Origin of the sequence: Nannocystis pusilla (assembly GCF_020073745.1) — a bacterium.
Lineage (GTDB): Bacteria > Myxococcota_A > Polyangia > Nannocystales > Nannocystaceae > Nannocystis > Nannocystis radixulma.
Genome location: NZ_JAIRAU010000001.1, coordinates 789,424 through 814,436, shown reverse-complemented (window position 1 = coordinate 814,436; position 25,013 = coordinate 789,424). Strand labels below are relative to the sequence as shown.

The following is a 25,013-nucleotide window of genomic DNA, read 5'->3' as shown; positions in this document are numbered from 1 at the left end:
GCCTGTCCTTCCGGTCAGGTCGTCTTCAAGGTGATGGCGACCTGCTCGTCGTCGATCGTGTCCTCGAGGACATGTTCGCCGCTGAGGGTCGTCCCGGGCGCCACGACCTGCAGCGCGTCGGCGCGGGTCTCGCTGCGGATCTCCGCCGCGTGGGCGGCGTCGGCCAGGGCCGCGGCCAGCTCGCCGCCGCAGCGGAAGGTGACGACGATCCGCTGGTTCATGTCGAGCTCGTGGTCGCGCCGGAGGTCCTGCACGCGCTTGGTCAGCTCGCGCGCGAGGCCCTTGCGGCGCAGCGCCGGCGTCTGCGTGGTGTCGAGCACCACGGTCACGCCGGCCTCGTGGGCGACGACCAGGCCTGCGCGGGGCGTGCGGGTGATCAGCAGGTCCTCGTGGCCGAGCGACTCGCCCTCGACCTCGACGCTGCCGGCGGCGAGGAAGCCGCGCAGGGCCGTTTGGTCGAGCGCCTGCACCGCGGCCGCGACCGCCTTCATCTTGGCGCCGAGGCGCTTGCCGAGGGTCTTGAAGTTGGCCTTGGCGCTGAGCTCGACCAGCGCGCTGTCGTCGGCCGAGGCCACGATCTCCTCGACGTTGAGCTCGCCCTTCAGCTCCTCCTGGACCGCCGGATCGGCGAAGCGCGCCAGCTCCTCCGCGCGCTCGTGGACGATCGTCAGCCGCGCCAGCGGCCGGCGCACGTTGATGCGCTCGCGCTCGCGCAGGCCGAGGCCGAGGCCGACCACCTGGCGCTGGGCCGCGACCTCGCGCTCGAGCGCCTCGTCGCGGGCGAACACGTCGGCCTCGGGGAAGCGGGTGAAGTGCACGCTCTCCTCGCCCGGCGCGGCCAGGCCCGGGTCGACGACCAGGCGCTGATACAGGTGCTCGGTGAAGAACGGCATCACCGGCGCCATCGCCCGCGCGATCGTCACCAGGGCGCGGTAGAGCGTGGCGTAGGCGCGCTGCTTGTCGAGGTCGGCCGGGTTGTTGGCGCGCCAGTAGCGGCGCCGGCCGCGGCGGATGTACCAGTTGTTGAGGTCGTCGCAGATCTCGAGGAAGTGCGGGACCAGGTTCGACAGCTCGTAGGCCTCGTACTCGCGGGTGAGGTTCTCCAGGAACCCGCCGACGCGCGAGGTGATCCAGCGGTCGAGCGGGTGCTCGAGCGGCTGGGCGTCGAGGTCGGCGGCCTGCGGGATCCACCCGTCGGCCAGCGCGTAGGTGGTGAGGAAGTAGTACGCGCTCCACAGCGGCAGCATCGCCAGGCGGACGGTGTCCTTGACGCACTCGCCGGTGAGGTCGTCGGCGTTTTTGCCGAACCGCATCGGCTCGCCGCGGACGACCGCGCTGTTGATGAGGTAGGCGCGCAGGGCGTCGGCGCCGAAGTTGTCGATCACGCCGGCCGGGTCGGGGTAGTTCTTGAGCCGCTTCGACATCTTCTTGCCGTCGGCGGCGAGGATCAGCCCGTTGACGATGACGTTCTTGAAGGCCGGCCGGCCGAACAGCGCGGTCGACAGCACGTGCAGGGTGTAGAACCACCCGCGGGTCTGGTCGAGGCCCTCGGCGATGAAGTCGGCCGGCAGGTTGTCCTCGACGTAGGCCTTCTTGTCGGCGTCGAACGGGTAGTGGTTCTGCGAGTAGGGCATGCTGCCCGACTCGAACCAGCAGTCGAACACCTCGGAGATCCGGCGATAGGTGCCGCCGCCCGGCGCGGACCAGGTGATGCCGTCGACGTTCTCGCGGTGGAGGTCGCCGAGGCTGCCGGCGGCGAGGCCGGCGAGGCGCTCGAGCTCGGCCACGCTGTGGATGCAGACCATGTCCGAAGGGTCACGGTCGTTGCGCCACACCGGCAGCGGGGTGCCCCAGTAGCGGTTCCGGCTGAGGTTCCAGTCGCGGGCGTTCTCCAGCCAGTTGCCGAAGCGGCCGCTGCCGACGTGCTCGGGGACCCACCGGATCTTCTTGTTGTTGGCGACCAGCGCGTCGCGCATGCCCTCGACCCGCATGAACCAGGTCGACAGCGCCATGTAGATCAGCGGCTGCTCGGTGCGGTAGCAGTGCGGGTACGCGTGGACGATCGTGTCCTGGTCGACGACCTTGTGCTCGCGCTTGAGGCGGTCGATGATCGGCTTGTCGGCGTCCTTGACGAACAGGCCGGAGAACTCGCCGACGCGGTCGTCGAAGATGCCCGAGAGGTTGACCGGACAGACCATCGGCAGGCCGTTGGCCTGGCCGACCTGGTAGTCGTCCTCGCCGAAGGCCGGGGCCTGGTGGACGATGCCGGTGCCGCTGTCGGTCGACACGTAGGCGGCGCCGAGGACCTTGAAGCACCAGCGCGTGCCGTCGGGCCGGGTGGCGAGGTCGGCGAAGAACGGCAAGAGCGGCTGGTACGGCCGGCCGACCAGCTCGCGGCCCTTGAGGCGCGCGAGCTCCTCGGTGGCGCCGACGCGGCCGCGCTGCTGGTAGTCGGCGAGCCGGCCCGGCTCGACGTACGCGACCTCGCCGGTGTCGATGACCCGCACCTTGACGTAGTCGAGGTCGGGGTGGACCGCGAGCGCCAGGTTGCTCGGCAAGGTCCACGGCGTCGTGGTCCACGCCCACAGGAAGGCGTCCTCGTCGTCGAGGCGGAAGCGGACGGTGAGGCTCGGGTCCTGGCGCCGCTTGTGGCCCTCCTTGCGGGTGACCGGGTCCTTCTCTTGCGGGCCCTGGGCGACCTCGAAGTTGGACAGCGGAGTGCCGAGCGCCGGCGACACCGGCTGGACGCGATAGCCCTCGTAGATGAGGCCTTTGTCCCACAGCTGGCCGAAGCACCACCAGACGGACTCCATGAACGTGAAGTCCATGGTCTTGTAGTCGTCGCGGAAGTCGACCCACCGGCCCATGCGGCCGACGACCTTCTCCCATTCGGCGGTGAAGCGGAGCACGCCGGCGCGGCAGGCGGCGTTGAACTGCGGCACCCCGTAGCGCTCGATGTCCGCCTTGCCGTGGAGACCGAGCTCGGCCTCGACGAGGCTCTCGATCGGCAGGCCGTGGCAGTCCCAGCCGAACCGACGCTCGACGCTCCGGCCGCGCATGAACCAAAACCGCGGCACGATGTCCTTGATCGTGCCCGCCAGCAGGTGACCGTAGTGAGGAAGCCCGGTGGCGAACGGCGGCCCGTCGTAGAACACGAACGCGGGGCGCCCCGAGCCGTCTGCGCGCGTGGTGGTGCGCAAACTCTTGCCCTCGATGTCACCGGCCCGCCACAGCTGGAGGATCTCCTGCTCGAGGCGCGGGAGGTCGAGCTGCGAATTGGGCCTCAAAAACGGGGATGCGGGCTTCGGCGCGGTCATACGGGCTCGTCTGCCTGCATGGCTCGCCGGCGGCCCGCGGTCAAGCCCCGCCCGAGGTCGCCCCGGGCGCCGTGAAACCCGACCGGCTTCGGACCCGTCTCAGCGGAGACCGCTGTGACGTTGTCGACACGTCGGCGGCTCGGTATCCTGTCCCTCACCCCTCGCGCGAGGCTCCTCCGGACCATGACCATGAAACACCTCACTTCCGCCCTCTTCCTCGTCGCGCTCACCGGCGCCGGCTGCGGCGACAACAACGCCAACGGGACCGACACCAGTCCCCAGGAGGGCGAGCGCAAGCCGCAGGTCGGCGAGTGGGAGACGGAAGTCGACAACCTGCCGTTCCCGCTCAGCGGCGACGGACGCATCACGACGCTGACGGTCGGCCGCAAGCAGTTCGACGAGAACTACGCCAACCGCGGCAACATCGAGATCCTGTTCGACCACCCGGAGGAGACGATCACCGTCGAGACCCGCAAGTACGTGTTCGGCGACGGCATCGACAAGGAGAACACGTTCAAGAAGCTGTCGCTGTGGGCGTTCGTCAGCTCCGGCAACCCGACCCGGCCCAGCTCGCAGGACCCGGCCGACGACTGCACCGACACGTCCTGGAAGGACGGCTGCGCGATCTACACCTACTACGACGGCAAGTCGCAGCCCGAGCGCTCGGGCATGGACTTCCGCGTCCACCTGCCCACCGGCTACCGCGGCAAGCTGGTCGTGTCCACCGAGGACAACATCACCGAGCAGTCGTACCCGCGCCGCGGCAACATCACGATCGACAACCTGTGCAGCTTCGGCGACGTGTCGATGCAGGCCGGCTGGGCCAAGATCAAGATGTGCCGCGAGCTGACCCCCGCGCCCGCCTGCCCACCCGCCGGCATCGAGAACTGCGAGAACTTCGGGCCGGACAACGACGGCAGCGAGGCGTGGTCCAAGGACTGTCAGTGCGGCAACGGCGACCTGTTCGGCCAGCTGCTGGTCCGCGCCCCGCAGCCGTGGGCGGCCAACATCACCGTCGACATCCCGTCGACCGTGTGGCTCAACGCGACCCTCAAGAACACCGAGATCATGCGCCCGCACGAGTGCCTGCCCGAGATCGCCTGCACCGGCGACTGCACGCTCAACGCCGAGGACGAGTACGCCCCGACCGCCGAGTTCAACTACCCGAGCCCGGCGGCCCCCGCCGGCGCCGGCTTCAACGTCACGGTCGAGAGCGGCGGCTGCACCAAGATCCCGTTCGTCGACGACCCCGACGATTGGAAGCCCGTGGACGAGGGCGAGCCGGAGGAGCAGCTGCGCGGCCTGCTCAAGGTCTGCACCGACTGCATCGAATAAACTGTCCTCCGGGACAGCTGCACGCGAGCGCGTCGCTTCGGCGGCGCGCTCGTCGCTTTCTCCGCTGCGGCGGCGCGGGGCCCGGAAGAACCGGGCCGGCGGGCCGGCCGCGATCGTCTCCGCTACAGCGGCGCGGGCTCGGAAGAACTGGGTCGGGCGGGCCACCTGGCGATCGTCTCCGCTGCAGCGGTGCGGGGCTCGGAAGAACTGGGTCGGGCGGGCCGGGCCACCGGGCGGCGATCGTCTCCGCTGCAACGGCGCGGGGCTCGGAAGACCTGGGTCGGGCGGGCCGGGCGCGGCGAGAACGGGTCCCGTCGCGACGCGAGACCTGCCATGCCAGGTGCTCGACGCGGAGGGGTCGATGGGGCACGTCCGACGGCTCATCCCGCGTCTGCGCGCCAGGCACGGGGCCCCTCGCTGCGTCCCATTCTCGCCGCGCCCGGCCCGCCCGGCCCGCCCGGCGGCGATTGTCGCGGCCCCGCTTCTCGTCACGCACAGCTTTTGTGTCCGACGATCCGTCCGGCCCACCCGGGCGACGATCGTCGCGGCCCCGCTTCCCGTCACGCACAGCTTTCGTGTCTCACGATCCGCCCGGGCGACGATCGTCGCGGCCCCGCTTCTCGCCGTGCGCAGAACTCTTGTCCGCCGGCGAGTCCGGGCCGAAGCGCCGCGAGAGTCGGCGTAGCGCGCCGCACCGCGAGAGGCAGCCGTCAGCGTTCGGGCAAGGCGGCGACGGCGTCGGCGTGGCGGCCTTCGCCGACGACGTAGAGCATCTCGGTGTTGCGCAGGTGGCTGACGCGGCCGACCTTCTCGCCGCGCGGGCTGTAGATGCCGATCTGGGCCCCGACGTAGCGCTTGTAGTCGAACGACAGCACGCGGACGGGGCCGCGGCGGGCCAGCAGGGCCTCGAGCTCGGGGCGCGACAGGTAGCCCTCGTCGCTGAACGAGACGACCAGCAGCGGCGCGCGCACGGCGTCGATCAGCGCCTCCATGCTGGCGCGGATCTTGGTGCGGGCGTTGAAGGCGCTGCGGCGCTCCTGGCAGTCGACGCGCTTGCGGGCGACGCCGTAGGCGGCGGGGGCGTCGCCGCGGACAATCGTCTCCCACACGTGGTAGTTGCCGAGGTACGAGTGCTGGTTGTACGGCGGGTCGAGGTAGGCGAGGTCGCCCTCGAGCGCGCCGGCGGCGGCGATGGCGTCGAGGCCATGGGCCTGTCCTTTTCCCCATGTTGCTCGGGACAGGACCTCGGGGACACGTAGTTCGAGATCGCCGTGGGCGCGCGCGGCCCACGCCTTGAGGTAGGCCATCTGCACGCCGGTGGTCGAGTCGACGCGGTCGGCGGCCTCGATGAGGGCGACCAGGAGCACGGCCTCGAGCTCGGGCCCCAGGCCCTTGTCGGCGATCGCCCGGCGGATGGCGTCGATGCGGGCGCCGTTCTTCGGCTGGAAGAAGCGGGCCTCCTCGCAGAAGGTGCGGGTGACGTAGCCGGGCTCGCCGGGCAGGGCGTTGAGCTCGGCGACCAGGCGGCGGGCGTCGTCGAGCACGTCCTCGCGGTCGGCCTGGACGTAGCAGCGGGCCAGCGTCTCGGCGTACTTGTTGTGGTCGTTGGCCAGCACGCGGTAGCCGGCGGCCTTGAGCGCGTGCCCGACCCTGGATGTCCCCGAGAACAGGTCGATGACCGTCCGGACCTCCGGCAGGCCGCGGACGACCCGCAAGATCTCGGGGATCAGCAGCCGCTTCGAGCCGAGGTACTTGATCACTTCTTCTTGCCGCTCTTCGCCGGCTCCTTGGCCGGCTCCTTGGCGGCGGGCTTCTGGGTCTCTTGCACCCCGAGCTTGGCGGCGGCGCCGGAGTTGGCGTCCTCGCGGTCGTAGCAGAGGTCGCCGTTGTCCTTCTTGAGCAGGTCGATCTGGTCCTTCGCCGCCTTCTGGTACTGCGCCGGCGCCGTCGACTTGGGCCGGATCAGCGCCTCGAAGTAGGCGATCGCGTTCTTGCACTGACCGAGCTTGGCGAACCCGAGGCCCGAGTAGTAGAGCGCGTCGCTGACCACCGGGGCGTCGGCGTGGTCCTGGATGATCTTGTAGAAGATGCCGAGGGCGCTCTTGTAGTCGCGCTCGCTGTAGAACGTGAGGCCGACCTTGAAGTCGGCGTCCGGCAGCTTGGGGTCGCCGGGGTAGCGCGAGATGAAGGTGCGGAACAGGGTCCGCGACTGCTTGAAGTTCTTGCGCTGGAGCTGGCGGTCGGCCTCGGCCCACAGCTCGTCCTTGCTCTCGGGGATGTTGGTCGCCTCGTTGAGCTTCTCCTCGAGCTTCTTCAGGCGCTCGTCGACGTCCCCGCGCAGCTCCTGCAGCGCCTGCTGGGTCGCCGAGGCGACGAGCTCGGCGTTCTCGGTCGAGCCGCGCAGCTGCTGGGTCTCCTGCTCGACCACGTCCATGCGCACGCCGATGCCGGCCTGGCTGCCGCGCAGGAGCGACTCGGCCTGGTCGAGCTTGGCCTGCAGCTCGGCCAGCTTCTTGTCGGCCTCCACGACTTTCTCGTCGAGCTCCTTGCTGCGGTCGATGGTTTGGGTCTCGATCTTGTCGACCTTCTTGGCGAGGTCGTCGTGCTCGGCCTTGAGGGTGAGGCAGCCTGGCGCGACGAGAGCGGCCGCGAGCAGGCTCGCGACCGCCCCGGGGCGTCCGAGGCCGCCGGGGAGTCGGCGGCGCAGTAGAAGCATGATGTCCTTCGAGCCCCGCGAGGGGCGGTGGTCGTCACTGGTAGATGAAGTCGACGCGGCGGTCTTCCTTCATGCTGCCCTCGTCGGTGCCGGTCGCCTCGAGGTCACCCTTGGACACGACCGTCATGCGCGACGCGTCGATCCCGAGGTTCTGCAGGTACTCCTTCACCGTCACGCCGCGCTTGTCGGTGAGCATGATGTTGTACTCCTCGGTGCCGCGCGAGTCGGCGTGCGCCTCGAGGATGAGCTGGGCGTTGTTGCTCTTGAGGCACTCGGCCAGCGCCTTGAGCTTCTCCTGGTCGGCCGGCTCGGGGTTCGGGTTGTCGAACCCGAAGTAGATCTTCGGGACATCCGGGCACGGGTTGGTGCCGCCGCCCATGGCGCCCGAGAACTCGCAGGTGCCCATGTTGCAGATCTCGTCCATCGCGCACTGGTCGTCGGTCTGGCAGCCGCCGGCGCCGCCGGAGCCGGGCGCGTTGCAGCGGCCCGAGCCGATGTCGCAGGTGCCCGGCTGGCAGTCGAAGTCCTCCGAGCAGGCGCCGCAGGCGCCGGCCTTGCACACGAGGCCGTTGGTGCACTCGATCGTCTGCTGGCAGGGCGCTCCCACGCCGTCGGCCCCGCCGCTGCCGGCCAGCGCCGGATCCTGGCAGCGGAACTCGGCGCACTTCCACGGCGTCCCGTTCGGCCCCTTCGTCGCGCAATCGGCGTCGGTCTTGCAGTTCTGGCACTGCTTGTCGACGCACTTCTCGTCGAGGTCGACGTTGCAGTGCTTGTCCTTCTTGCAGGCCGGGTAGACCGGCGGCTTGCAGGCGGCGCTGCCGAGCGCGACAAAGCCCAAGCCGAGAGCGAGCAGGTGGGGTTGGATGCGGGAGAACATGGCGCGCATGAGGGGCGACTCCGGGGAGGTGTTTCTCGAGGCCGTTCGGGCCGGGGAGACAGGTTCGGGCCCGAAGGGCCGAGGTGCGAAGGTCGGCCCGTTCGGGCCGGGGAGGCGGGACCAGTTGCTCGCCCGAAGACCTGGCGAGCGTGCGAGTGCTGGACGGAGGGGCCGGGGGCGAACTCTCGGATGTGGGGGTCCGGGGAGCAAATTTCCGGCGAAACTTCCGTCCGGGCGGCCAAAGGGATACCGAGCGGTGCGAGGGGTGTCAACCGCACGAGCGGGCGACCCGGCGCGACCGACCTGATGCACGTGTGCCCCCTCCCCGGGCCCCCGCCGCGTCCGTCGCCCGGGCCGCACGAGGAAGGAAGCCACCGGCGTGGGGTGCCGGCGCCGCCAAGGTCACGCCCCGCCGACTTTTGCTTCCGCGCGGCGTCTGGCATGGTTCGCGGCGATGGTCGCCAAGGTCAGTCCCGGCTCGGACAACAAGACGATGTTCGAGATCTACCGCGAGTCCGACTATAATCGCGCGTTTCACTTCGTTTTCTTCACCGACCTGGACGAGCACAACCGAGGCAAAGAGATCGCCCGCGCCGCCGCCGGTGAGACCGTCTTCCACGGGTTCGTCGGCGACGACCGCAAGGAGGCCGCCCGCGCCGAAATCGCGGCGATCGTCGACGAGCTCAACGCCATGGACGAGGACACCGCAGGCATGCCGGAGGCCGTGATCCAGCGCCGCCTCGGCCCATTCCTGGTCGCCTGAGCATGCGCTCGCGCCCGCACCACCGCGCGACCGTCCGCCTCCGCGCGCTCTCCGCGACCCTCGCCGCCGCCCTCGCCTGCGCCCCCGCCGACGACGCCACCCCGGTCGACCTGTCGACCGAATACGACGGCCTGGTGTTGACTGACGCCCCCAACGCCGTCGCCCCGCTCGCCTGGCACGCCCCCCGCGCAGACTGCCCCCTCGCCTACCGCGTCCGCATCGACGAGACCTTCCCGCCCGGCCTGGCCGAGTTCCTCCACGTCAGCGAGGAGCACAGCCTGTCGGTCCTGGTGCTCGGCTGGGGCTTCGGGACGACTGGCCCCGAGGACATGCCCGAGGGGCAATGGTCGGAGGGGCCTGTCCCCAAGGACAGACCCTTCGCCGGCCAGCTGATGTTCCGCGGGCCCAAGACGTCCGGCCGCGAGCTGCTGCGCGAGTGGGCCGTCTCGGCCGAGTTGGTCGGCCCGGCCTCGCCCGACGCCGCCTGCTACGAGCGCACCTGGGACCCGGTCGAGGACGCGCTGGCGCTGGCCTGGCCGCAGCTGCCGGGCCGCCGCACCCGCGTCGGCGAGACCTGGCGCGGCGCCCGGGTCGAGGGCCGCTGCAACCGCTCGTCCTGCGTCGACCCCGACAGCGGCGCCGGCGGCCAGGACGCCCACGAGCGCCCGTGCGCGACGATGTCGTGGCGCGAGCGCCTCGACGGCCTCTACACCCTGACCGGTCCGAGCGGCCAGGTCACCACGGTGGCCCAGATCGCCGGGTTTTGGAGCGACGGCCAGCCGCTCGACAAGGGCGTGTGGAGCGAGCGCACCGCCCTCGTCGACGCCGACCACGGCCGCCCGCTGCGCGCCGAGGTGTCCATCCACCACAACTTCACCGGGATCGAGCGCCACGTCGTGATCGACGCGATCGACACCTGTCCCGGAGGACTGGTCGCGGCCGGCTGGACCGCGCCGCAGGCGGTCGCCGACGAGCGCGCCGCCCTCACGGCCGCGCTGGAACGCGCGACCTCCCGCAAGCGTTAGGGGCCCATGGACAAGATCGTCATCCACGGCGGCGCACGACTCAACGGGGAGCTCCGCGTGCTCGGAGCCAAGAACGCCGCCCTCCCGCTCCAGTGCGCCGCCCTCCTCGGCGACGGCCCCACCACCTACCGCCACGTCCCGCGCCTGTCCGACGTGCAGACGATGAGCCAGCTGCTGGTCGGCCTCGGCTGCGCCGTCGAGGGCGACCGCACCCTGACGATCGACCCCACCGGCGTCCAGGACGGCCCGAAAGAGGCGCCCTACGAGCTGGTCAAGACGATGCGCGCCTCGGTCACGGTGATGGGCCCGCTGCTCGGCCGCCACGGCTTCGCCCGCGTCTCGCTCCCCGGCGGCTGCGCGATCGGGGCCCGGCCGATCGACCAGCACCTGCGCGGCTTCGAGGCCCTCGGCGCCAAGATCCGCATGTCCCACGGCTACGTCGAGGTCAAGGCCAAGCGCCTCAAGGGCGCCCGCATCAACTTCGACATGGCCACCGTCGGCGGCACCCAGAACGTCATGATGGCCGCCGCCATGGCCAAGGGCACCACCGTGCTCGAGAACGCCGCGCGCGAGCCCGAAGTGCAGGAGCTGGCGATCGTGCTCGGCAAGATGGGCGCGAAGATCGCCGGCGCCGGCTCGCCGACGATCGAGATCGAAGGCGTCGACGCGCTGCAGGGGATCGACCACGCGATCCTCCCCGACCGCATCGAGGCCGGGACCTTCGCCATCGCCGCCGCGATCACCGGGGGCGACCTCCTCCTCCTCGATGCTCCGTCGTCCCACATGCACGCGGTCATCGCCAAGCTCGAGGAAGCGGGCGTCCGCTGCCGGGTCGAGCCCGAGGGCCTGCGCGTGATCGGCCCCGACGAGCTCGCCCCCATCGACCTCGTGACCCGCCCGCACCCCGGCTTCCCGACCGACATGCAGGCGCAGATGATGGTCCTGGCGACCCTCGCGCGCGGCCAGAGCGTCATCACCGAGACCATCTTCGAGAACCGCTTCATGCACGTGCCCGAGCTGTGCCGCCTCGGCGCAGACATCCACGTCAACGGCAACGTCGCCGTCATCCGCGGCAAGGCCCGCTACACCGGCTCGATCGTCATGGCGACCGACCTCCGCGCCAGCGCCTGCCTCGTGCTCGCCGGCCTGGTCGCCGAGGGCAAGACGGAGATCCGCCGGGTCTACCACCTGGACCGCGGCTACGAGACCATCGAGAAGCGCCTGCGCAAGGTCGGCGCCAAGATCCGCAGGTACCATGGCGCCCCGAGCTGACGGCCTCACCCTCGCCCTCCCCAAGGGCCGAATCCTCAAGCAGGCGCTGCCCCTGCTGCGCCGGGTCGGGATCGACCTCGCCGCCGCGTGGGAGGGCGAACACGACCGCCGCCTCCTGTTCGACCTGCCCCCCGGGCCCGATCTGCCCGGCGGCGCGCGCGTGCTCCTGGTCAAGCCGGTCGACGTGCCCACCTACGTCGAGCACGGCGTCGCCGACATCGGGGTCGCCGGGTCGGACACGCTGGGTGAGGAGGCCCGCGACCTCTACGAGCCGCTGGACCTCGGCATCGGCGCCTGCCGCCTGGCGATCGCGGAGCCCGCCGCGCGCCCGACCCCGCTCCGGCGCGGCGTCTCCCTCCGGGTGGCCACGAAGTACCCCCGCCTGACCCTGAATCATTATCGCTCCAAGGGGATCCAGCCCGAGATCATCCCCCTGTTCGGGTCGGTCGAGTTGGGCCCGATCACCGGCCTGTCGGACCAGATCGTCGATCTGGTGGAGAGCGGCGAGACGCTCCGGCAAAATAACTTGCGGGAGGTCGAGACCATCCTGTACGTGACAAGCCGGCTCATCGTGCACCCGGCCAGCCTCAAGCTCAAGCAGGCGCCCATCACGGCGCTCATCGCCGCCCTCCGTGACGCGCTCGCGACCGACGGGTCCACTGCCCGCAACGTTTCGTCTGCACGACCCACCGGGTCTGAAGGGACGGCATGAGCAAACCCGACGACCCAGCCCTCGTCCGCGCCGCGGTGCTCCAGCGCCTGAAGGTCCACGTCCGCCTGGCCCAGCAGGGCCTGGCCCCGACCCCCGACCAGCGCCGCCGCCTCGCCGCCTCGCTGCCCGAGCTGGTCGCGTTCGGCGACCGCCGTTACGCCCAGTGCCACGCGGTGCTCGACTGGGACCACCGTCTGCCGAGCGACGCGGCCGTCCTGCGCCTCTACCTGTCCTATACCGACCGCGAGGCCGGCGCCATCGAGAACGCGCTCAAGTCCCGCGACCGGGAGATCGACGCCGGCAACCTCTACCCCGAGTTCGACGTGCCCGACTACGCCGACGTCGACGCCAGCGAGTCGTACGTCGCGGTGCTGCGGCCCGGCAACCACGAGGTCGGCGACCTGCGGTTCTTCAGCGACTGGCGCAAGGGCGTCCACCAGTCGGTCGCCCGCGAGGCCGTCGCGGCCGTGCGCGCCAGCCCCAGCTACGAGCGCTCGATGCGGGAGCGCAGCCACGACAACCTCGGCCCGCCGGTCGTCATCGGCTGGACCCCGCCGTGCCTGGCCCAGAGCAAGCACTGGGCGATCGAGGTCTGGCTGCTGGTCGACTTCGACGGCCACGTCGGCCGCGCCCACGTGTTCATGATCGACAGCAAGACGCACCTGGTCACCCGCGAGTACTTCACCGAGGTCCAGATCGGCTGAAGGGACATGTCCCTCCGCACAGGCCTTTCAGGCATGCGCGTGAGGACATGTCCCGAAGCTCAGCAAAGCCCCAGCAGACGCCCAGCAGGCGTCAGCTCTCCTGGACCTTGATCGTCTTGCAGCTCTCGCCCGCGATCTTCGGCAGCGTGAGGCTGAGGACGCCCTTCTCGAGGTGGGCCTCGGCCTTCTCCGAGTTGACGTGGCACGGCAGCTCGATGCGACGGATGAACGAGCCGAAGCTGCGCTCGTGGTAGAAGAAGTTCTCCTTCTCGTCGCGGATCTCCTCGCGCTTCTCGCCGCGCAGGGTCAGGATGTTGCCCTCGACGCTGATCTCGACGTCCTTCGGCTCGAGACCCGGGACCTCGGCGCGCACGAGCACGTCCTCGCCGCAGTCGCTGACGCTGATCGCCGGGTAGTTCAGGTTGCCGATCACGTTGCCCATCACGTTGCCGACGTTGCCGAAGGGCTCGAGGCCGAACATCGGCAGGCGGCCGAAGAAGCGATCGAACACGCGCTGCATGTCCTGCTGCAGCGGCGACATCTGGGTCGTGACGGGGACGTTCTGCGATTGTTGCCTCTTCCACGGGAGCAGCGACATGGTCATCCTCCTCGGGCGAAAACCATGGGCCGGGCGTCGCGCGCCGCAACCTCAAAATTTGCGCGCCCACGAGGCCGGACTGGGCCGTCAGCGCTGGACCACGCGACCGCGGTGGACCACCGCGTGGATGAGCGGCGAGCCGGCGTGGTACACGAGGTCGCGGACATCGTCGGTGGAGAGCACCACGACGTCGCCGCTGAGCCCGGCCTCGATGCGCCCGCGCTCGTCGTGCAGGCCGAGCGACGCCGCCGCGTTGTGCGTCGTCGCCGTGACGGCCTCGGCGGGCGACAGCCGGTTGCCGTAGCACGCCAGCGCCAGCACCACCGACAGCGACTCGAGCGCGCACGAACCCGGGTTGCAGTCGGTCGCCACCGCCACCGCCACGCCCGCCTTCACCAGCGCGCGGCCGTCGGCGAAGCCCTTGCCGAGCACCAGCGAGGTGCCGGGCAGCAGCGTCGCCACCACCCCGGCGTCGCGCAGCGCGGCCCGCTCGCCGTCGTCGAGGTGCAGCAGGTGGTCGGCCGAGCGCGCGCCGAACTCGGCCGCGAGCAGGGCCCCGCCGGTGTGGCCGAACTCGTTGGCGTGCAGGCGGATCGGCAGGCCCAGCGCGCGCGCCTTGTGGAGGATCCGCCGCGTCTCCTCCGGCGTGAACGCGCCGCGGTCGCAGAACACGTCGCAGAAGTCGGCCAGCCCCGCCGCCACCACCGCCGGCAGCACCTCGTCGCACACCCGGCCGACGAACTGCTCGCGCCCCTCGGGCCGGTCGCGCAGCTCGGCCGGCAGCGCGTGCGCGGCCAGGCAGGTCGTGACCCCGCGGACACCTGTCTCTCGGGCCAGCCGACGAGCGACCCGCAGCTGGCGCAGCTCGGTGTCGAGGTCGAGCCCGTAGCCGCTCTTGATCTCGACCGCCGTGGTCCCGGCGCTCAGCATGCGGCGCAGGCGCGTCGCGCTCTCGGCCAGCAGCGCGTCCTCGTCGCGCTCGCGAGTCTTGCGCACGCTCGAGAGGATCCCCCCGCCGGCGGCGAAGATCGCCTCGTAGTCGGCCCCGGCCAGGCGCATCTCGAGCTCGTCCTTGCGGTCGCCGCCCCACACCAGGTGCGTGTGGCTGTCGACCAGCCCCGGCAGCAGCGCGCGCCCGCGGCAGTCGAGCTCGACCGCGCCGGGCGGCACCTTCTCCGCCGGCAGCGCCGCGTCGGGTCCGGCCCACGCGATCGTCCCGTCGCGCACGATCACGCTCCACCCCTCGCGCAGGCCCAGCGCCGCCATCTCGGCGCCCGCGCGGGGCCTGTCCTTCGGGCCATCTGCGAGCGTGTACACCCGCGAGGCCGCGCGCAGCAGCACGTCGCCGGTCATCGCCCGTCCTCGAAGATCGTCCGGCCGGGCACGCGCACGTCGTGCTCGCGGGCGAACTGGAGCGCCTCGTCGTAGCCGGCGTCGACGTGGCGGACCACGCCCATCCCGGGGTCGGTCGTCAGCACGCGGTGGAGCCGGCGCGCCGCGCCCTCGCTGCCGTCGGCGACCACCACCATGCCCGCGTGCAGGCTGTAGCCGATGCCGACGCCGCCGCCGTGGTGGACGCTGACCCACGTCGCCCCGGCCGCGGTGTTGATCATCGCGTTGAGGATCGGCCAGTCGCCGATCGCGTCGGAGCCGTCCTTCATCCCCTCGGTCTCGCGGTTGGGCGAGGCCACGCTGCCGCAGTCGAGGTGGTCGCGGCCGATCACGATCGGCGCCTTCACCTTGCCGCTGCGGACCAGGTCGTTGAACAGCAGCCCGGCCCGCTCGCGCTCCCCGTAGCCGAGCCAGCAGATCCGCGCCGGCAGGCCCTGGAACTTGACCTGCGTGCGCGCCAGCTCGATCCACCGCCGCAGCCCCGCGTTGTGCGGGAACAGCTCGAGCACCGCGCGGTCGGTCACCGCGATGTCCTCCGGGTCGCCCGACAGCGCCGCCCAGCGGAACGGCCCCTTGCCCTCGCAGAACAGCGGGCGGATGTACAGCGGCACGAAGCCCTTGATCTCGAACGCATCGGCGACCCCGGCGCGGACCGCCTGCGCGCGGATATTGTTGCCGTAGTCGAACGCGATCGCCCCGCGGTCCTGCATCGCCCGCATGGCCGCCACGTGCCGCCCCATCGCGTCGACGCTGCGGCGCACGTACTCCTCCGGGTCACTGCGGCGCAGCTCCTCGGCTGCCTCGAGGGACATGCCGTCGGGGACATATCCGTGCAGCTCGTCGTGCGCCGACGTCTGGTCGGTCACCACGTCGGGGATCACCCCGCGGCGGACCAGTTCGGGCAGCACCTCGGCGCAGTTGCCGAGCAGGCCGACCGACAGCGGCTCGCGGGTCTTGCGGGCCTCGTCGAGCCAGCGGAGCGCCTCGTCGAGGCTGGTCGTGCTGCGCATCAGGTACTTGTGCTGCAGGCGCCGCTCGATGCGCTGCGGGTCGACCTCGACGCACAGGATCGCCGCTCCGTTCATCGTCGCCGCCAGCGGCTGGGCCCCGCCCATCCCGCCGAGTCCGCCGGTCACCACCAGTCGCCCGCGCAGGTCGCCGCCGAAGTGCGTCTGTCCGCACGCCGCGAACGTCTCGAACGTCCCTTGCAAGATCCCCTGCGTGCCGATGTAGATCCAGCTGCCCGCCGTCATCTGCCCGTACATCGTCAGCCCGAGCGCCGACAGCCGCTCGTGCTCTGCCAGCGTCGCCCACTTCGGCACCAGCAAGCTGTTGGCCAGCAGCACCCGCGGCGCGTCCTCGTGTGTCTTGAAAATTGCCTGGGCCCGGCCGCTCTGGACCAGCAGCGTCTCGTCCGCCGCGAGGCTCTTCAGGCTGGCGACGATCCGGTGGTAATCGGGCCACGAGCGGGCGGCGCGGCCGGTGCCGCCGTAGACCACCAGGTCTTGCGGGCGCTCTGCCACCTCGGGGTCGAGGTTGTTCATCAACATGCGCAGGGCGGCCTCCTGCGGCCAACCCTTGCACGACAGCGCGGTGCCGCGCGGTGCGCGGATCTCGGGGGCATTCATGGTGGCCCGAGGGTAGCAAGCGCCCGCCGGACCGGCGGCCGCCGCGAGTGTGACTTTGTCGGCGCGCACCCCCCTGCGCCCCGCGAGCTCGGCATCTCACGCCGTTCCCCGCCCGCGCGGCGCGCCCGCTCACGCCGGGCCGCCTCGACCCTCGCTTGCCCGTCCGCGTCGCTCCCGACGTCGCGCCAGTGCGGCGGCGACGCTCGACGCACGGCCGCCCCGTCGCTACCGCAGCCTTGTCTTGACATCCATCAGATGGCCCTTGCGACATGTCCGAACCACCATCACAAGGGGTCTCCCGAAAGACAGCCTCTCTTCTCGTCGCCGGACACGCAACCCTACGTCCCACGACCAGCGGGGCCGAGACGATCGTAGCAGCGCGGGCCCGCGCGCGACGAGAATGGGACGCATCGAGGTGTCCCGAAAGACAGCCTCCCTTCTCGTCGTCGGACACGCAAACCTACGTCTCACGACCAGCGGGGCCCGAGACGCTCGTCGCAGGGCGGGCCGGGCGCGGCGAGAATGGGACGCAGCGAGGGGCCCCATGCCTGACGCGCAGACGCGGGATGAATCTTCGGACATGCCCCATCGACCACTCCGCGTCGAGCATCTGGCATGGCTTGTCCTGCATTCATGCATTTCAGGCCGTGCGGGCCCGTTTACGCCGGATCTGGACGACGTTGTCAGGCGTTGCCGCGCCGTTGCCAGCGGGCGGTGTCGTGACCCCCGAGGGGGCCGGCTCGAAGATGGACATCACCCGGCGCGCGACGTGGAACTTGCGCTCCTTCTCCAGGTGGACGTAGTACCCGCGGGTGGTCGCGGGGTCGGAGTGACGCGCGAAGTGCTGGGCCTCTTCGAGCGTCGCTCCGGCCACGTAGAGGTGGGTGATCACGGAGTGGCGGAAGAGGTGCGGGCCGAGCGGACGCTTGCCCCCCTCGTTGACGATCCCCGCGCGTTGCATGAGGAGTGCGATCCTCTGCTCGACGCTCGTGTCGCTCTCGTGGGCAAACTGCGGCTTCTTGCCCGGCCGCGGCGGCCGAATCAGCACCCACAGATCGGAGTGCCCCTCCGCGCGGAGTCGGCGGAGTGCTGCCGCGAGGCGCCCCGAGATCGGCGTCGCCCCCTCGCCCTCCTTGGGTGTGTCCTGCAGGACGCGCTTGCACACGTTCCGCTTGACGTCGATCCGCCCGCAGGTGCTGTCGGGCGCGGGGTGGTCCCAGAGGGTGATGTCGGCCCACTGGAGTCCCGCGACCTCGCCGGCGCGCAGACCCGCGTGCCAGGCGAGCAAGACCATCACCTCGTCGTGCGCGGTCTGGGCCTGCTGCATGACCGCCTCGCACTCCTCGAGGGAGAGCGGGTTGATCTGCGGCGTCTCCTCTTCGGTCTCGCGGATCAGGTTCCGCGGGATGTCCTTGAGGACACCCATCACCATCGCGTCGCGCAAGATGGTGATCACCTTGTCCACCGTGCCGTTCCGGTAGGACGGGGCATGCTTGCGCTCGCGCAGGTGCTCGCGCAGGCGGCCGATCGCCACCGAGTCGATCTTGTCGAGCCGGGTCTCACCCAGGATCGGCATGACGTTCTTCATCGCCAGCTCGTAGCCGAGGCGCGTGGCGTGCTTCTTGTTGTCGACCCGATGCTTGCGGAACACGAGCCATCGTTCCGCGAGCGTCGGCACTCGACCCTCGGCCTTCTCGGCACCTTCCTCTCTCGCCTCGCTGGGGATCGCGGGGACCCGGCAAAGGTCCGTGACGATCTTCAGGCGCTCGTGCTCACCCCACGCGATCGCGGCCTCCATCGTCGTCCGGTCCCTGGGGGCGACCTTGCGGACCCGGACTTCGAGGTTGGTGATCGGGTGGGTGAGGAACATCGAGACCTGCCAGCGGTTTGTGCCCCTGTAGGGCCACGCGGTGACTTCTTTGACTTCGCTCATGGGGGGACGGGCCTTGTCTCCGGTGCCCCCCGTTTCCTGGCTGTTGAGCCATTGGACGATAGCGCTCCTGGAGTATGCAACCCGTCGCCCGAGGCGAATCACTGGCGGGCCCTTCTGTTCAGAACGCCACTTTTCGAGCGTCTTTAGGCTCAATCCGAGGAATGCGGCGGCCTCAGCGGCAGACCAGAGTCCACCCGCATCGCGTGCGCCATCGCACCCCGCAGCCTCACCATCCCCCCCTTGCATCCCATCCTCCAATACTATCCAACACCGCCCCGTCCAGGATGGAGCGCCGCCCGTGTTCATCGACCCAGAGCGAGTCGGATGTCCTAAAGACCAGAACAACTAGCGTGCAGGTCTTCAACCATCCGGCCGAACGCTTCGCGCTTGTCCTTGGGCAAGGCTTGCCCGTGTGCGACCCCGTCACGGAACGCCGCGGCGAATGCTCGCCAGTTGGACAGCGCCTCTGCGAGTGCCGCACGACCCTCAGGCGAGGCTGGATCGTCAAGGGCTTTGCTGAGCAGCGCTTCCATGTGATCGATCATGTCCTGATCCATCGGGCGTCCATCCTTCCCTTTTCGTTCTGTCTCTTGGGTCAGACCAAGCACACCTTCGGGAGCATCAACGTCCCCTAAGCGTGCTCGTGGCGAGGCCGGCCGCGTTGCTGGTGAGCACTCGCTCGAGCGCCGGCGCGAGCGCGGTGCCCATGCTCGACAGGCCATGTCCCGCGAGGCGCTGCGTCGTCAGCCGGACCGGATAGCCGGCAGCCCGGAAGGTTCGCGCCGTCGCCTGGCCAGCGTTGTAGGGGATCACGGGGTCACGCATGCCGTGGACTGCTTCGATGCGCACCTGTCGAGTCGGACGCGGCGGCTTGAAGCTCGGCGGTAGCGCGCCCGACATGGCGACGACTCGATCGACGCGGCCGGTGGTCGCCAACCACCAGGCGATGTGCGCGCCCTGGCTGTAGCCGATTACGATCCGCTCCGTGTAGAGCCGCTGCGTGGCGATCTGATCGAGCACGGTCGCGACTTCGGCCGCTGCGCGCGAGACGTCCGTGATGAACGCCGCCGCGTTGCTCTTGAAGCGGGACCGGAACCATTGGAACCCGTTGCCGGTCGCAAGACCACCGCGCAGGAGCACGAGCCGCATCGGCCGGCTGGAGAGCATGTACGGCGCGAGCTGCGTCTCGTCGGCGCCGACGCCATGCAAGACCAGCACGAGGGGCACCTTGGTCCGAGCGTCGCCGCCCCCGTACAAGCGCTCGACCGCGACGCGGCCGGGGATCACCAGTGGGACCTGCGAGTCCGGCTCAGGGGCGAAGAGAGCCTGTTGCACGACCTGTCGCTTGAGCCAGATCCCGGCCCCGACCACACCCGCCGCAGCAAGCCCGCCAACAACGACACGCTTCATCGTCCACCCCCTACTTGAAGTCCTCGTCCACCTGCACGACCGTGTGCGCGTCGATCACCCCGTCGTCGTCGTCGTCGCCCTGGGCGTCGTCCGGCCCCCGCTCCGACGTCGCCGACACCGCGGCGAGGCTCAACACGAGCCCCGCCGCGAAGCCGCGATGCAGCGCCGTGATCGGACCCATCGAGACCGTGTGCGTGTCGGCGATGCCAGCCCATCGCGCCTGCGGGTGCAGCGTCGCCGTGAGCGTCCAGGGCTGGACCGTCACGACAAAGATGTTCTCCACCGAGCCGGCCATGCGCAGGAGCTCGTCCATCGCAGCGCGGACATCCGAGACGTACTCGAGGACGCACGCCGCGTAGACCACCGCCGAGTCGCTGGCGATGCGGTCGACGCGACCGCGCTCGAGCTCGGCCGACGACACGACGGGGATCCGCCGCATGTGGAAGACCTCGGGGTAGTGGCGGCCCATCTCGTAGACGCGCAGTGCCCTCGTGATCGAGCCCTCACGCTCGGGCAGCACGACCACGAACCTGCGCCGCTCGACACGAGCGCGCTCGGCCGCCGCCGCGAACAAAGACCGCCGCCGCTCCCACCGCGACCATGCAGCCATGGACTCGGCGAGCACCACACCGCCGAGGCCAAGCCGCGCGAGCGTTCGAGTGTTGTTGCTGGCCATCGTCCGGACTCACTTCCACGTGGGCGTTAGGCCCTTCATGCCCTCGACCACGGCCTTGAGGCCGGGCCAGCGCGACGCGTCCGGCGGCGGGAGGTCGGTGATCTTGAGGCCCAGCTCCGCGAGGTCCTCGTCGAGGCGGCCCTTCACCGCCTTGAACAAGGATCCCGCGGGGTCGCTCTTGAGCTTCGACGGGTTCGCCCAGCCGAGGCGCACGCGGTAGTTATCCTCGGACGTCGGAGCGCCGCCCGCGAACACGGTTGGGTAGTAGGTCACGATCCGCTGGTAATACTTCGCGGCGCAGATGGCAGCGACGATCGGGTCCTCGACGATCGTGTAGTCCTCGTCCAGGTAAGGCATGAAGTCCTCGTCGAGGCCCGTCCACGCGACGTAGGGCGCGAGCGCACCGAACAGCCCGCCGGAGCCTGCGCCCGCGATGGACGTGGCGAACTTTGGCGTCGGGTTCTTCCGACCAGGCCCGGCCGCGATGGCGGCCGCGGACGCAGCGGCCTCCACCTTGTCCTGGTTGCGGGCCTTGCGGTTCCAACCGGCCTCGCGGTTGGCGACGACCGAGAGGTAGAGACGCAGCGGCATGCGCGAGACCTCTTCGATCTTCGCTAGCACCGATCGGAACTCGGCGCCACGCGATGTCGTGCCCCAGAAGTTCGGATCTGCCGCCGGCGAGGTGCCCTGTGCAGGAGGGGCGACCCCGCCGTTCTGCCCACCGTTCGGTGGTGGTGTGCCCTGGGTCTGTCCGCTGTCGTCCGGCAGAGACGTGCCCCCCTCACCGGCGGCCAGCGCTTGGCGCCGGCGCCACCACTGGACGCCATAGATCGCCGCGCCCCCGAGCGCGAGTAGTCCGCCAGTCGCGACCACCGGGGCCATGCCCGTCTTCGGGACGAAGGGCTCGGGCACCGACGTCCTCGGCGGTTGCGAAGCCGCGGGTTCGTTGACGACGACGCGCGGTCCGTCTGTGCGCTCTCCAGTGGGAGCGGTCGAGCCGTCGTCCTTGATCTCGCCGCTCGCGGTCGTGCTGTTCTTGTTGCCGTTCGCCATACGCCACCTGTCTCTCAGGACTTGTCACGTAGCAGGTAGATCCCGCCGACCACCACCGCGCCGACGCTCAACACGCCGACGGCGATCTTCACCGCCCCGCCGATGCCCTCGCCGATCGACCCCAGACCGCCACCAAGACCCTTGCCGAGTCCCCCGATGCCCTCGCCGACGCCCTGGCCGACCGTCTCGACCACGCCGAACACGCGGTCGGCCGTCTCCGCGTACGTCTGGCCGACCTGCTCGAGGCGCGCCAGGAGCCAGGTCGACCACTGCTTCTTGTCGTCCGCGACGAGCTTGCTGATCTCCTCGTAGCGGTCGACCCACGCGCCGACCGGGAAGCTCCGTGCGACGAGCGACGGGATCAGCGGGTCCGCGTCGAGGAGCAGCTCCGAGCGGGCGCCCCATTCGCGCGGGGCGTTCATGAGGAACTCGAGGACATCGTCTTTGCGCGAGTGCGTGAGCAGCTCGCCAAGGAAGAGGTTGACCTCGCCGCGGAACGACCGCCCCGCGGCCTCGGCGGCCGCCGCTGCGGTCGCGCCGTGCTGCTGCGCCCGTGCCACATATTCGTCGCGCTTGCCGCGGAGCAGTTCCCACAGCTTCAGCCGCTCGGCGCGGTAGGTCGTGGTCTGCGGGAGCGTCTCCATCTCCAGCAGGCCGGGCGGATCGACGTGCGTGGGCATGATTCAGCTCCCCGCGAACACCCACTGATCGCCGTTGTGCATGACGATCCCGCTGCGCGTGACCGCCTGGGCGTTGAGGCCGGCGCCGAACGTCTCGCCTGCAGCCGGCAGGATCGTCGGGACGCCGCCCCCCTTGCGGGTGAACGTCATGACCGCGTCGAGCGGCACCGTGGCGAGCGGCGGCAGGTTGACGCTGCCGGCCACGTTGTCGTTGTAGATGACGTGCAGCACGCCGGCCCACGCGGCCAGCTGGGCGTTCGCCATCACCTCGGCGATGCGGGGTCCCGAGTTGTTGGCCCGGGTGATCGTCGACTCCGCCCACTGGTGCAGGCGAGAGCCGAGCTCGTTCGTGCCGCCGATGCTCTCGACCAACATCTCCAGCTTCACGAGGGCCTGCGGGGGCGTGAAGATGCGGAGCGCATCGCTGGGTCGCACCAGCGTGAGGCGGATGTTGGCCGCATAGGGCGTGTACTGAGCGCGCACTTGCATCGGAGCCCCGGTCCGGACCTCGAAGACCGACTGCGCGTTCATGATGTCGGTCGTCAGCAGGTTCGCGTGGAGCAGGTATGGATCGCCCGCGGGGACCTGTCCCCAGAGACCGGCGGGCAAGATGCCCGCCGGGGCCGTCAGCTCGGCCTCGTTCCACCCCTCGACCAGCCGGAACGTCGGCGGCTGCGTGACGGGGGTCTGCCCGTCGAAGCCGCCGCGGATGATGAGCTTGATCTTGTTCATCGCCGGCCCCTACTTGTCGCCGCCCTTGCACCCGCGCTGGCACGAGCGGCCGGACGCGCACCCGGAGCAGCACTTGACCGCGTTCGCGTGTTCGACGTGCAGGCGGATGTTCTCGATCTGGTTGGCGTTGCCGAGGTGCGAGATCCGGACGCGCAGGCGGTTGTTCCCGCCGATGCAGCAGTGCTCGCCCATGGCGAGCGGGATCGGCAGCTTGCCCTCGCCGATCACGGTGTTGTCGTTGTTGTAGATCTCGCTGCCGTACTGGAGCGCGTCGAGCGGCTCGCCATCGACGAACCACTCGATCTTGATGTCGTCGTGGTTGTTCGCGTTGTTGGCGAGCCGGTAGCGGAGGACGTAGCAGCCGGTGGCCCACGGCGGGTACGCGGCCTGCGACAGCACGACCGACGAGCCCGGCGCTACTGGGATCTGACCCTCGACCACCTGATCGATGTTGGTACGGCCACCACGGTAGAAGCGGGCCACCGTGATCGGCGCGTAGAGGAGGTTCTCGCAGCCGATCCTCGGCACGCTGGTGCCGCACGCCGGCAGCTCGCCTTCTCCGGCCGGTAGCACAGCGGTGCTGCCCATCCGCGCCAGGTTCTCGGCGATCTCGCGGCCGAGGTACTTCATCTTCTCTTGTGTCTCCGCGTCCATGGTCTCTCCTCCCTCACCGGCGCCGTCCGAACAGCGCGTCCATCTCTTCGTTCACATCACGCTCGCGCTCGGTGGCCGACGAGCCGAACACCGCGGCGAGCACCACATCCGTCATGGCCTGCTGGGCCGTCGCAGCCCCTGGGGGCGTCGAAGCGCTGCGCTCCGTCGCCGCGGAGGACCGCCCCATGCGTTCGCGCATCGAGGGCGCGCTCGTGGCGTCCAGGGCATCAAGAGAGACCACGAGGCGCTGACCCACGCGTGCCGGCAGGGAGCCCGCCGGGATCATTGCGCCCACCTGCACGCCGCCGGGCGCGTGGCCCTCCACGAAGACCATGGTCCCGGAGGGATCCACAGTCGTGATCTCGAGTTCCAGTCGCAGTGCTGCCATGGTCTACGCCTCCAACATCCGATCTTCTTCGAGCTGGTCCCAGAACGTGAAGTGCACGTTGGACAGCAGCAACGCCGCGCCGCCCACCGCGAGGCCGGCCTTGACCACGAACCGTTGGTGCGTCAGGTAGGCCGCGCCCGTCAGCGCGAGGCTGACGACGACGGGCATCGACCGCCATCGCCCGCGCAGGACCTGGTGACTCGCCCAGCCGGCGAGGATGCCGAACCCGACCGCGCCGGCGACGATCCCCACGTCGCGCACGCCGCAGAGACAGAAGTATTGGGTCATCTGGTCGCGCGTCTCCGAGAGACTGCTGACCGCGTCCTTGTTCTCGACGTCCGTCATGCTCCCTCCCTCACGGCCACCGGGGCCGGCGAACTCTGAGTGCTGGCGGCGAGCGCGAGCCGGGTGGCGAGCGTCGTCGCCAGCTGCGGCATGCCGCCGAGTCGACTTCGCACGCGCCGCGCTCGCGCGACGCGCGGCATGTCGACGGCCTCGATCGGTACCGCAACGTCGCCGCCGCGCTGCCGCGGCTCGGCGTGCACGGGTGCGCTCGCGTTGTCGGGAATGGCCGGCTCGCGCGGTCGGATGCGCGTGGGGACAGCCGGCGCGCACGGTCGGACCTCGGCGCCCTCGCTGGCGACCTCCTGGGGGACGGCCGGCTCACGCGCTTGCAGCTCGACGTCCGAGCTGTGCGTGACGGGCGAAGCGGGAGCGGCCGGGGTCACGCTGCGACGGCGGCGGCGGCTCTCACCCTCCTGTCGCGGCCGCTCGACGCGGCGGATCCCCATGAGGTTCGGCCCCGAGAAGGTGGTCGCCGCGATAAACGTGCCTGCGTCTGTCTCCACCTTAATCGTCGGAGGAGTCGCCGGCGGCGCGGGAGCTGCCCACCAGCCCGGCGTGGTCGCCTTGCTCGCCGGAGGCTCGCCCGATGCGGCCGGATTCGTGGCAGCGGGGTTCGCGGTGGGCTCTTTCGGCGGAGGCGGCGCCTTGTCCTCCCACCAGGGGCTCTCTTTAGAGGCCGCCGTGGGCCCTGCGCTGTCGCCGAATGGGTAGTCATCCACGATCCCCCAAAAGAGACCGCGCAGGATTGCCCATATCACTTCTAGCACCTTCACGAGGACGCACCGTAGCACGCCTCATCGAGA

General features: G+C 70.4%; 24 protein-coding genes and 1 pseudogene. 6 read left to right on the top strand and 19 right to left on the bottom strand.

Annotated features, from left to right (window positions below):
• Positions 1-14: 14 nt before the first annotated feature.
• On the bottom strand, positions 15-3,287 hold the full coding sequence (gene ileS / locus K7C98_RS03180; protein WP_224189999.1) for an isoleucine--tRNA ligase: 3,273 nt from the start codon (positions 3,285-3,287) through the stop codon (positions 15-17).
• Between the two features lie 219 nt (positions 3,288-3,506).
• Between ileS and K7C98_RS03175 the strand changes: the two genes are divergently transcribed.
• The gene (locus K7C98_RS03175; RefSeq protein ID WP_224189998.1) at positions 3,507-4,652 is read left to right on the top strand and encodes a hypothetical protein; all 1,146 of its coding nucleotides are present in this window, start codon (positions 3,507-3,509) and stop codon (positions 4,650-4,652) included.
• 710 nt (positions 4,653-5,362) lie between these two features.
• Here the strand turns inward: K7C98_RS03175 and K7C98_RS03170 are convergent.
• Genes K7C98_RS03170 through K7C98_RS03160 form a run of 3 tightly spaced genes read right to left on the bottom strand, consistent with a single transcriptional unit; the run spans position 5,363 to position 8,245 of the window.
• Entirely contained in the window at positions 5,363-6,412 is a 1,050-nt protein-coding gene (locus tag K7C98_RS03170; RefSeq protein WP_224189997.1) for a DNA adenine methylase, read from the bottom strand.
• Positions 6,409-7,368, bottom strand: a complete 960-nt coding sequence (locus K7C98_RS03165; protein WP_224189996.1) for a tetratricopeptide repeat protein — start codon at positions 7,366-7,368, stop codon at positions 6,409-6,411. The genes K7C98_RS03170 and K7C98_RS03165 overlap by 4 nt, the downstream gene beginning before the upstream one ends.
• Positions 7,369-7,402: 34 nt before the next feature.
• Positions 7,403-8,245: an OmpA family protein gene (locus tag K7C98_RS03160; RefSeq protein ID WP_224189995.1), complete on the bottom strand. Its 843-nt coding sequence runs from the start codon at positions 8,243-8,245 to the stop codon at positions 7,403-7,405.
• Positions 8,246-8,699: 454 nt separating this feature from the next.
• On the opposite strand from K7C98_RS03160, the gene K7C98_RS03155 reads away from it, so the two are divergent.
• The 5 genes from K7C98_RS03155 to K7C98_RS03135 are packed head-to-tail and all read left to right on the top strand — an operon-like array spanning position 8,700 to position 12,721.
• Positions 8,700-9,008, top strand: a complete 309-nt coding sequence (locus K7C98_RS03155; protein ID WP_224189994.1) for a hypothetical protein — start codon at positions 8,700-8,702, stop codon at positions 9,006-9,008.
• A 2-nt stretch (positions 9,009-9,010) separates the two neighbouring features.
• Positions 9,011-10,033, top strand: a complete 1,023-nt coding sequence (locus K7C98_RS03150) for a hypothetical protein (protein WP_224189993.1) — start codon at positions 9,011-9,013, stop codon at positions 10,031-10,033.
• Between the two features lie 6 nt (positions 10,034-10,039).
• Positions 10,040-11,305 (top strand): UDP-N-acetylglucosamine 1-carboxyvinyltransferase, encoded by a 1,266-nt coding sequence (murA, locus tag K7C98_RS03145; RefSeq protein ID WP_224189992.1) that lies wholly within the window; start codon positions 10,040-10,042, stop codon positions 11,303-11,305.
• A complete protein-coding gene (hisG, locus tag K7C98_RS03140; protein ID WP_224189991.1) occupies positions 11,289-12,017 on the top strand; it encodes an ATP phosphoribosyltransferase in 729 nt (242 codons plus the stop codon). Before murA ends, hisG begins: the two co-directional genes overlap by 17 nt.
• On the top strand, positions 12,014-12,721 hold the full coding sequence (locus K7C98_RS03135) for a hypothetical protein (RefSeq protein ID WP_224189990.1): 708 nt from the start codon (positions 12,014-12,016) through the stop codon (positions 12,719-12,721). Before hisG ends, K7C98_RS03135 begins: the two co-directional genes overlap by 4 nt.
• A gap of 91 nt (positions 12,722-12,812) precedes the next feature.
• On the opposite strand, the gene K7C98_RS03130 is transcribed toward K7C98_RS03135, so the two are convergent.
• From K7C98_RS03130 to K7C98_RS03060, 15 genes and pseudogenes are all read right to left on the bottom strand, one after another.
• A complete protein-coding gene (locus K7C98_RS03130) occupies positions 12,813-13,319 on the bottom strand; it encodes an Hsp20/alpha crystallin family protein (RefSeq protein ID WP_224189989.1) in 507 nt (168 codons plus the stop codon).
• Between the two features lie 87 nt (positions 13,320-13,406).
• Entirely contained in the window at positions 13,407-14,672 is a 1,266-nt protein-coding gene (gene hutI / locus K7C98_RS03125) for an imidazolonepropionase (protein WP_224189988.1), read from the bottom strand.
• Complete coding sequence (gene hutU, locus K7C98_RS03120; protein ID WP_224189987.1) at positions 14,669-16,339, bottom strand: urocanate hydratase; 1,671 nt, start codon at positions 16,337-16,339, stop codon at positions 14,669-14,671. The genes hutI and hutU overlap by 4 nt, the downstream gene beginning before the upstream one ends.
• Positions 16,340-16,979: 640 nt before the next feature.
• Positions 16,980-18,272, bottom strand: a complete 1,293-nt coding sequence (locus K7C98_RS03115; protein WP_224190597.1) for a tyrosine-type recombinase/integrase — start codon at positions 18,270-18,272, stop codon at positions 16,980-16,982.
• A 48-nt stretch (positions 18,273-18,320) separates the two neighbouring features.
• Positions 18,321-18,518, bottom strand: a pseudogene (locus K7C98_RS45420) (helix-turn-helix transcriptional regulator); the annotation flags it as partial.
• Between the two features lie 83 nt (positions 18,519-18,601).
• On the bottom strand, positions 18,602-18,829 hold the full coding sequence (locus tag K7C98_RS03105; RefSeq protein ID WP_224189986.1) for a hypothetical protein: 228 nt from the start codon (positions 18,827-18,829) through the stop codon (positions 18,602-18,604).
• A 64-nt stretch (positions 18,830-18,893) separates the two neighbouring features.
• The gene (locus tag K7C98_RS03100) at positions 18,894-19,682 is read right to left on the bottom strand and encodes an alpha/beta hydrolase (protein ID WP_224189985.1); all 789 of its coding nucleotides are present in this window, start codon (positions 19,680-19,682) and stop codon (positions 18,894-18,896) included.
• Positions 19,683-19,692: 10 nt separating this feature from the next.
• Complete coding sequence (locus K7C98_RS03095) at positions 19,693-20,292, bottom strand: hypothetical protein (protein ID WP_224189984.1); 600 nt, start codon at positions 20,290-20,292, stop codon at positions 19,693-19,695.
• 75 nt (positions 20,293-20,367) lie between these two features.
• The gene (locus tag K7C98_RS03090; RefSeq protein ID WP_224189983.1) at positions 20,368-21,411 is read right to left on the bottom strand and encodes a hypothetical protein; all 1,044 of its coding nucleotides are present in this window, start codon (positions 21,409-21,411) and stop codon (positions 20,368-20,370) included.
• Between the two features lie 14 nt (positions 21,412-21,425).
• Positions 21,426-22,091: a hypothetical protein gene (locus tag K7C98_RS03085; RefSeq protein ID WP_224189982.1), complete on the bottom strand. Its 666-nt coding sequence runs from the start codon at positions 22,089-22,091 to the stop codon at positions 21,426-21,428.
• A 3-nt stretch (positions 22,092-22,094) separates the two neighbouring features.
• Positions 22,095-22,823 carry a hypothetical protein gene (locus tag K7C98_RS03080; protein ID WP_224189981.1) on the bottom strand — a complete coding sequence of 243 codons (729 nt, stop codon included), beginning with the start codon at positions 22,821-22,823 and terminating at the stop codon, positions 22,095-22,097.
• A 9-nt stretch (positions 22,824-22,832) separates the two neighbouring features.
• The gene (locus K7C98_RS03075) at positions 22,833-23,477 is read right to left on the bottom strand and encodes a hypothetical protein (protein ID WP_224189980.1); all 645 of its coding nucleotides are present in this window, start codon (positions 23,475-23,477) and stop codon (positions 22,833-22,835) included.
• Between the two features lie 13 nt (positions 23,478-23,490).
• A complete protein-coding gene (locus K7C98_RS03070; RefSeq protein ID WP_224189979.1) occupies positions 23,491-23,865 on the bottom strand; it encodes a hypothetical protein in 375 nt (124 codons plus the stop codon).
• Positions 23,866-23,868: 3 nt separating this feature from the next.
• Positions 23,869-24,210, bottom strand: a complete 342-nt coding sequence (locus tag K7C98_RS03065) for a hypothetical protein (RefSeq protein ID WP_224189978.1) — start codon at positions 24,208-24,210, stop codon at positions 23,869-23,871.
• Positions 24,207-24,983, bottom strand: a complete 777-nt coding sequence (locus tag K7C98_RS03060; RefSeq protein ID WP_224189977.1) for a hypothetical protein — start codon at positions 24,981-24,983, stop codon at positions 24,207-24,209. Before K7C98_RS03060 ends, K7C98_RS03065 begins: the two co-directional genes overlap by 4 nt.
• Between the last annotated feature and the right edge of the window lie 30 nt (positions 24,984-25,013).

What these genes read in the sequence shown, in the direction of transcription:
- K7C98_RS03135 (WP_224189990.1), top strand. Translation starts at nt 12,014, where the DNA reads ATGAGCAAACCCGACGACCCAGCCCTCGTCCGCGCCGCGGTGCTCCAG.
- K7C98_RS03150 (WP_224189993.1), top strand. Translation starts at nt 9,011, where the DNA reads ATGCGCTCGCGCCCGCACCACCGCGCGACCGTCCGCCTCCGCGCGCTC.
- K7C98_RS03175 (WP_224189998.1), top strand. Translation starts at nt 3,507, where the DNA reads ATGAAACACCTCACTTCCGCCCTCTTCCTCGTCGCGCTCACCGGCGCC.
- K7C98_RS03160 (WP_224189995.1), bottom strand. Translation starts at nt 8,245, where the DNA reads ATGTTCTCCCGCATCCAACCCCACCTGCTCGCTCTCGGCTTGGGCTTT.
- K7C98_RS03085 (WP_224189982.1), bottom strand. Translation starts at nt 22,091, where the DNA reads ATGCCCACGCACGTCGATCCGCCCGGCCTGCTGGAGATGGAGACGCTC.
- K7C98_RS03165 (WP_224189996.1), bottom strand. Translation starts at nt 7,368, where the DNA reads ATGCTTCTACTGCGCCGCCGACTCCCCGGCGGCCTCGGACGCCCCGGG.
- K7C98_RS03130 (WP_224189989.1), bottom strand. Translation starts at nt 13,319, where the DNA reads ATGTCGCTGCTCCCGTGGAAGAGGCAACAATCGCAGAACGTCCCCGTC.
- K7C98_RS03105 (WP_224189986.1), bottom strand. Translation starts at nt 18,829, where the DNA reads ATGGATCAGGACATGATCGATCACATGGAAGCGCTGCTCAGCAAAGCC.
- murA (WP_224189992.1), top strand. Translation starts at nt 10,040, where the DNA reads ATGGACAAGATCGTCATCCACGGCGGCGCACGACTCAACGGGGAGCTC.
- K7C98_RS03155 (WP_224189994.1), top strand. Translation starts at nt 8,700, where the DNA reads ATGGTCGCCAAGGTCAGTCCCGGCTCGGACAACAAGACGATGTTCGAG.
- K7C98_RS03070 (WP_224189979.1), bottom strand. Translation starts at nt 23,865, where the DNA reads ATGGCAGCACTGCGACTGGAACTCGAGATCACGACTGTGGATCCCTCC.
- hutU (WP_224189987.1), bottom strand. Translation starts at nt 16,339, where the DNA reads ATGAATGCCCCCGAGATCCGCGCACCGCGCGGCACCGCGCTGTCGTGC.
- K7C98_RS03115 (WP_224190597.1), bottom strand. Translation starts at nt 18,272, where the DNA reads ATGAGCGAAGTCAAAGAAGTCACCGCGTGGCCCTACAGGGGCACAAAC.
- K7C98_RS03080 (WP_224189981.1), bottom strand. Translation starts at nt 22,823, where the DNA reads ATGAACAAGATCAAGCTCATCATCCGCGGCGGCTTCGACGGGCAGACC.
- K7C98_RS03075 (WP_224189980.1), bottom strand. Translation starts at nt 23,477, where the DNA reads ATGGACGCGGAGACACAAGAGAAGATGAAGTACCTCGGCCGCGAGATC.
- hisG (WP_224189991.1), top strand. Translation starts at nt 11,289, where the DNA reads ATGGCGCCCCGAGCTGACGGCCTCACCCTCGCCCTCCCCAAGGGCCGA.
- hutI (WP_224189988.1), bottom strand. Translation starts at nt 14,672, where the DNA reads ATGACCGGCGACGTGCTGCTGCGCGCGGCCTCGCGGGTGTACACGCTC.
- K7C98_RS03090 (WP_224189983.1), bottom strand. Translation starts at nt 21,411, where the DNA reads ATGGCGAACGGCAACAAGAACAGCACGACCGCGAGCGGCGAGATCAAG.
- K7C98_RS03100 (WP_224189985.1), bottom strand. Translation starts at nt 19,682, where the DNA reads ATGAAGCGTGTCGTTGTTGGCGGGCTTGCTGCGGCGGGTGTGGTCGGG.
- K7C98_RS03065 (WP_224189978.1), bottom strand. Translation starts at nt 24,210, where the DNA reads ATGACGGACGTCGAGAACAAGGACGCGGTCAGCAGTCTCTCGGAGACG.
- K7C98_RS03095 (WP_224189984.1), bottom strand. Translation starts at nt 20,292, where the DNA reads ATGGCTGCATGGTCGCGGTGGGAGCGGCGGCGGTCTTTGTTCGCGGCG.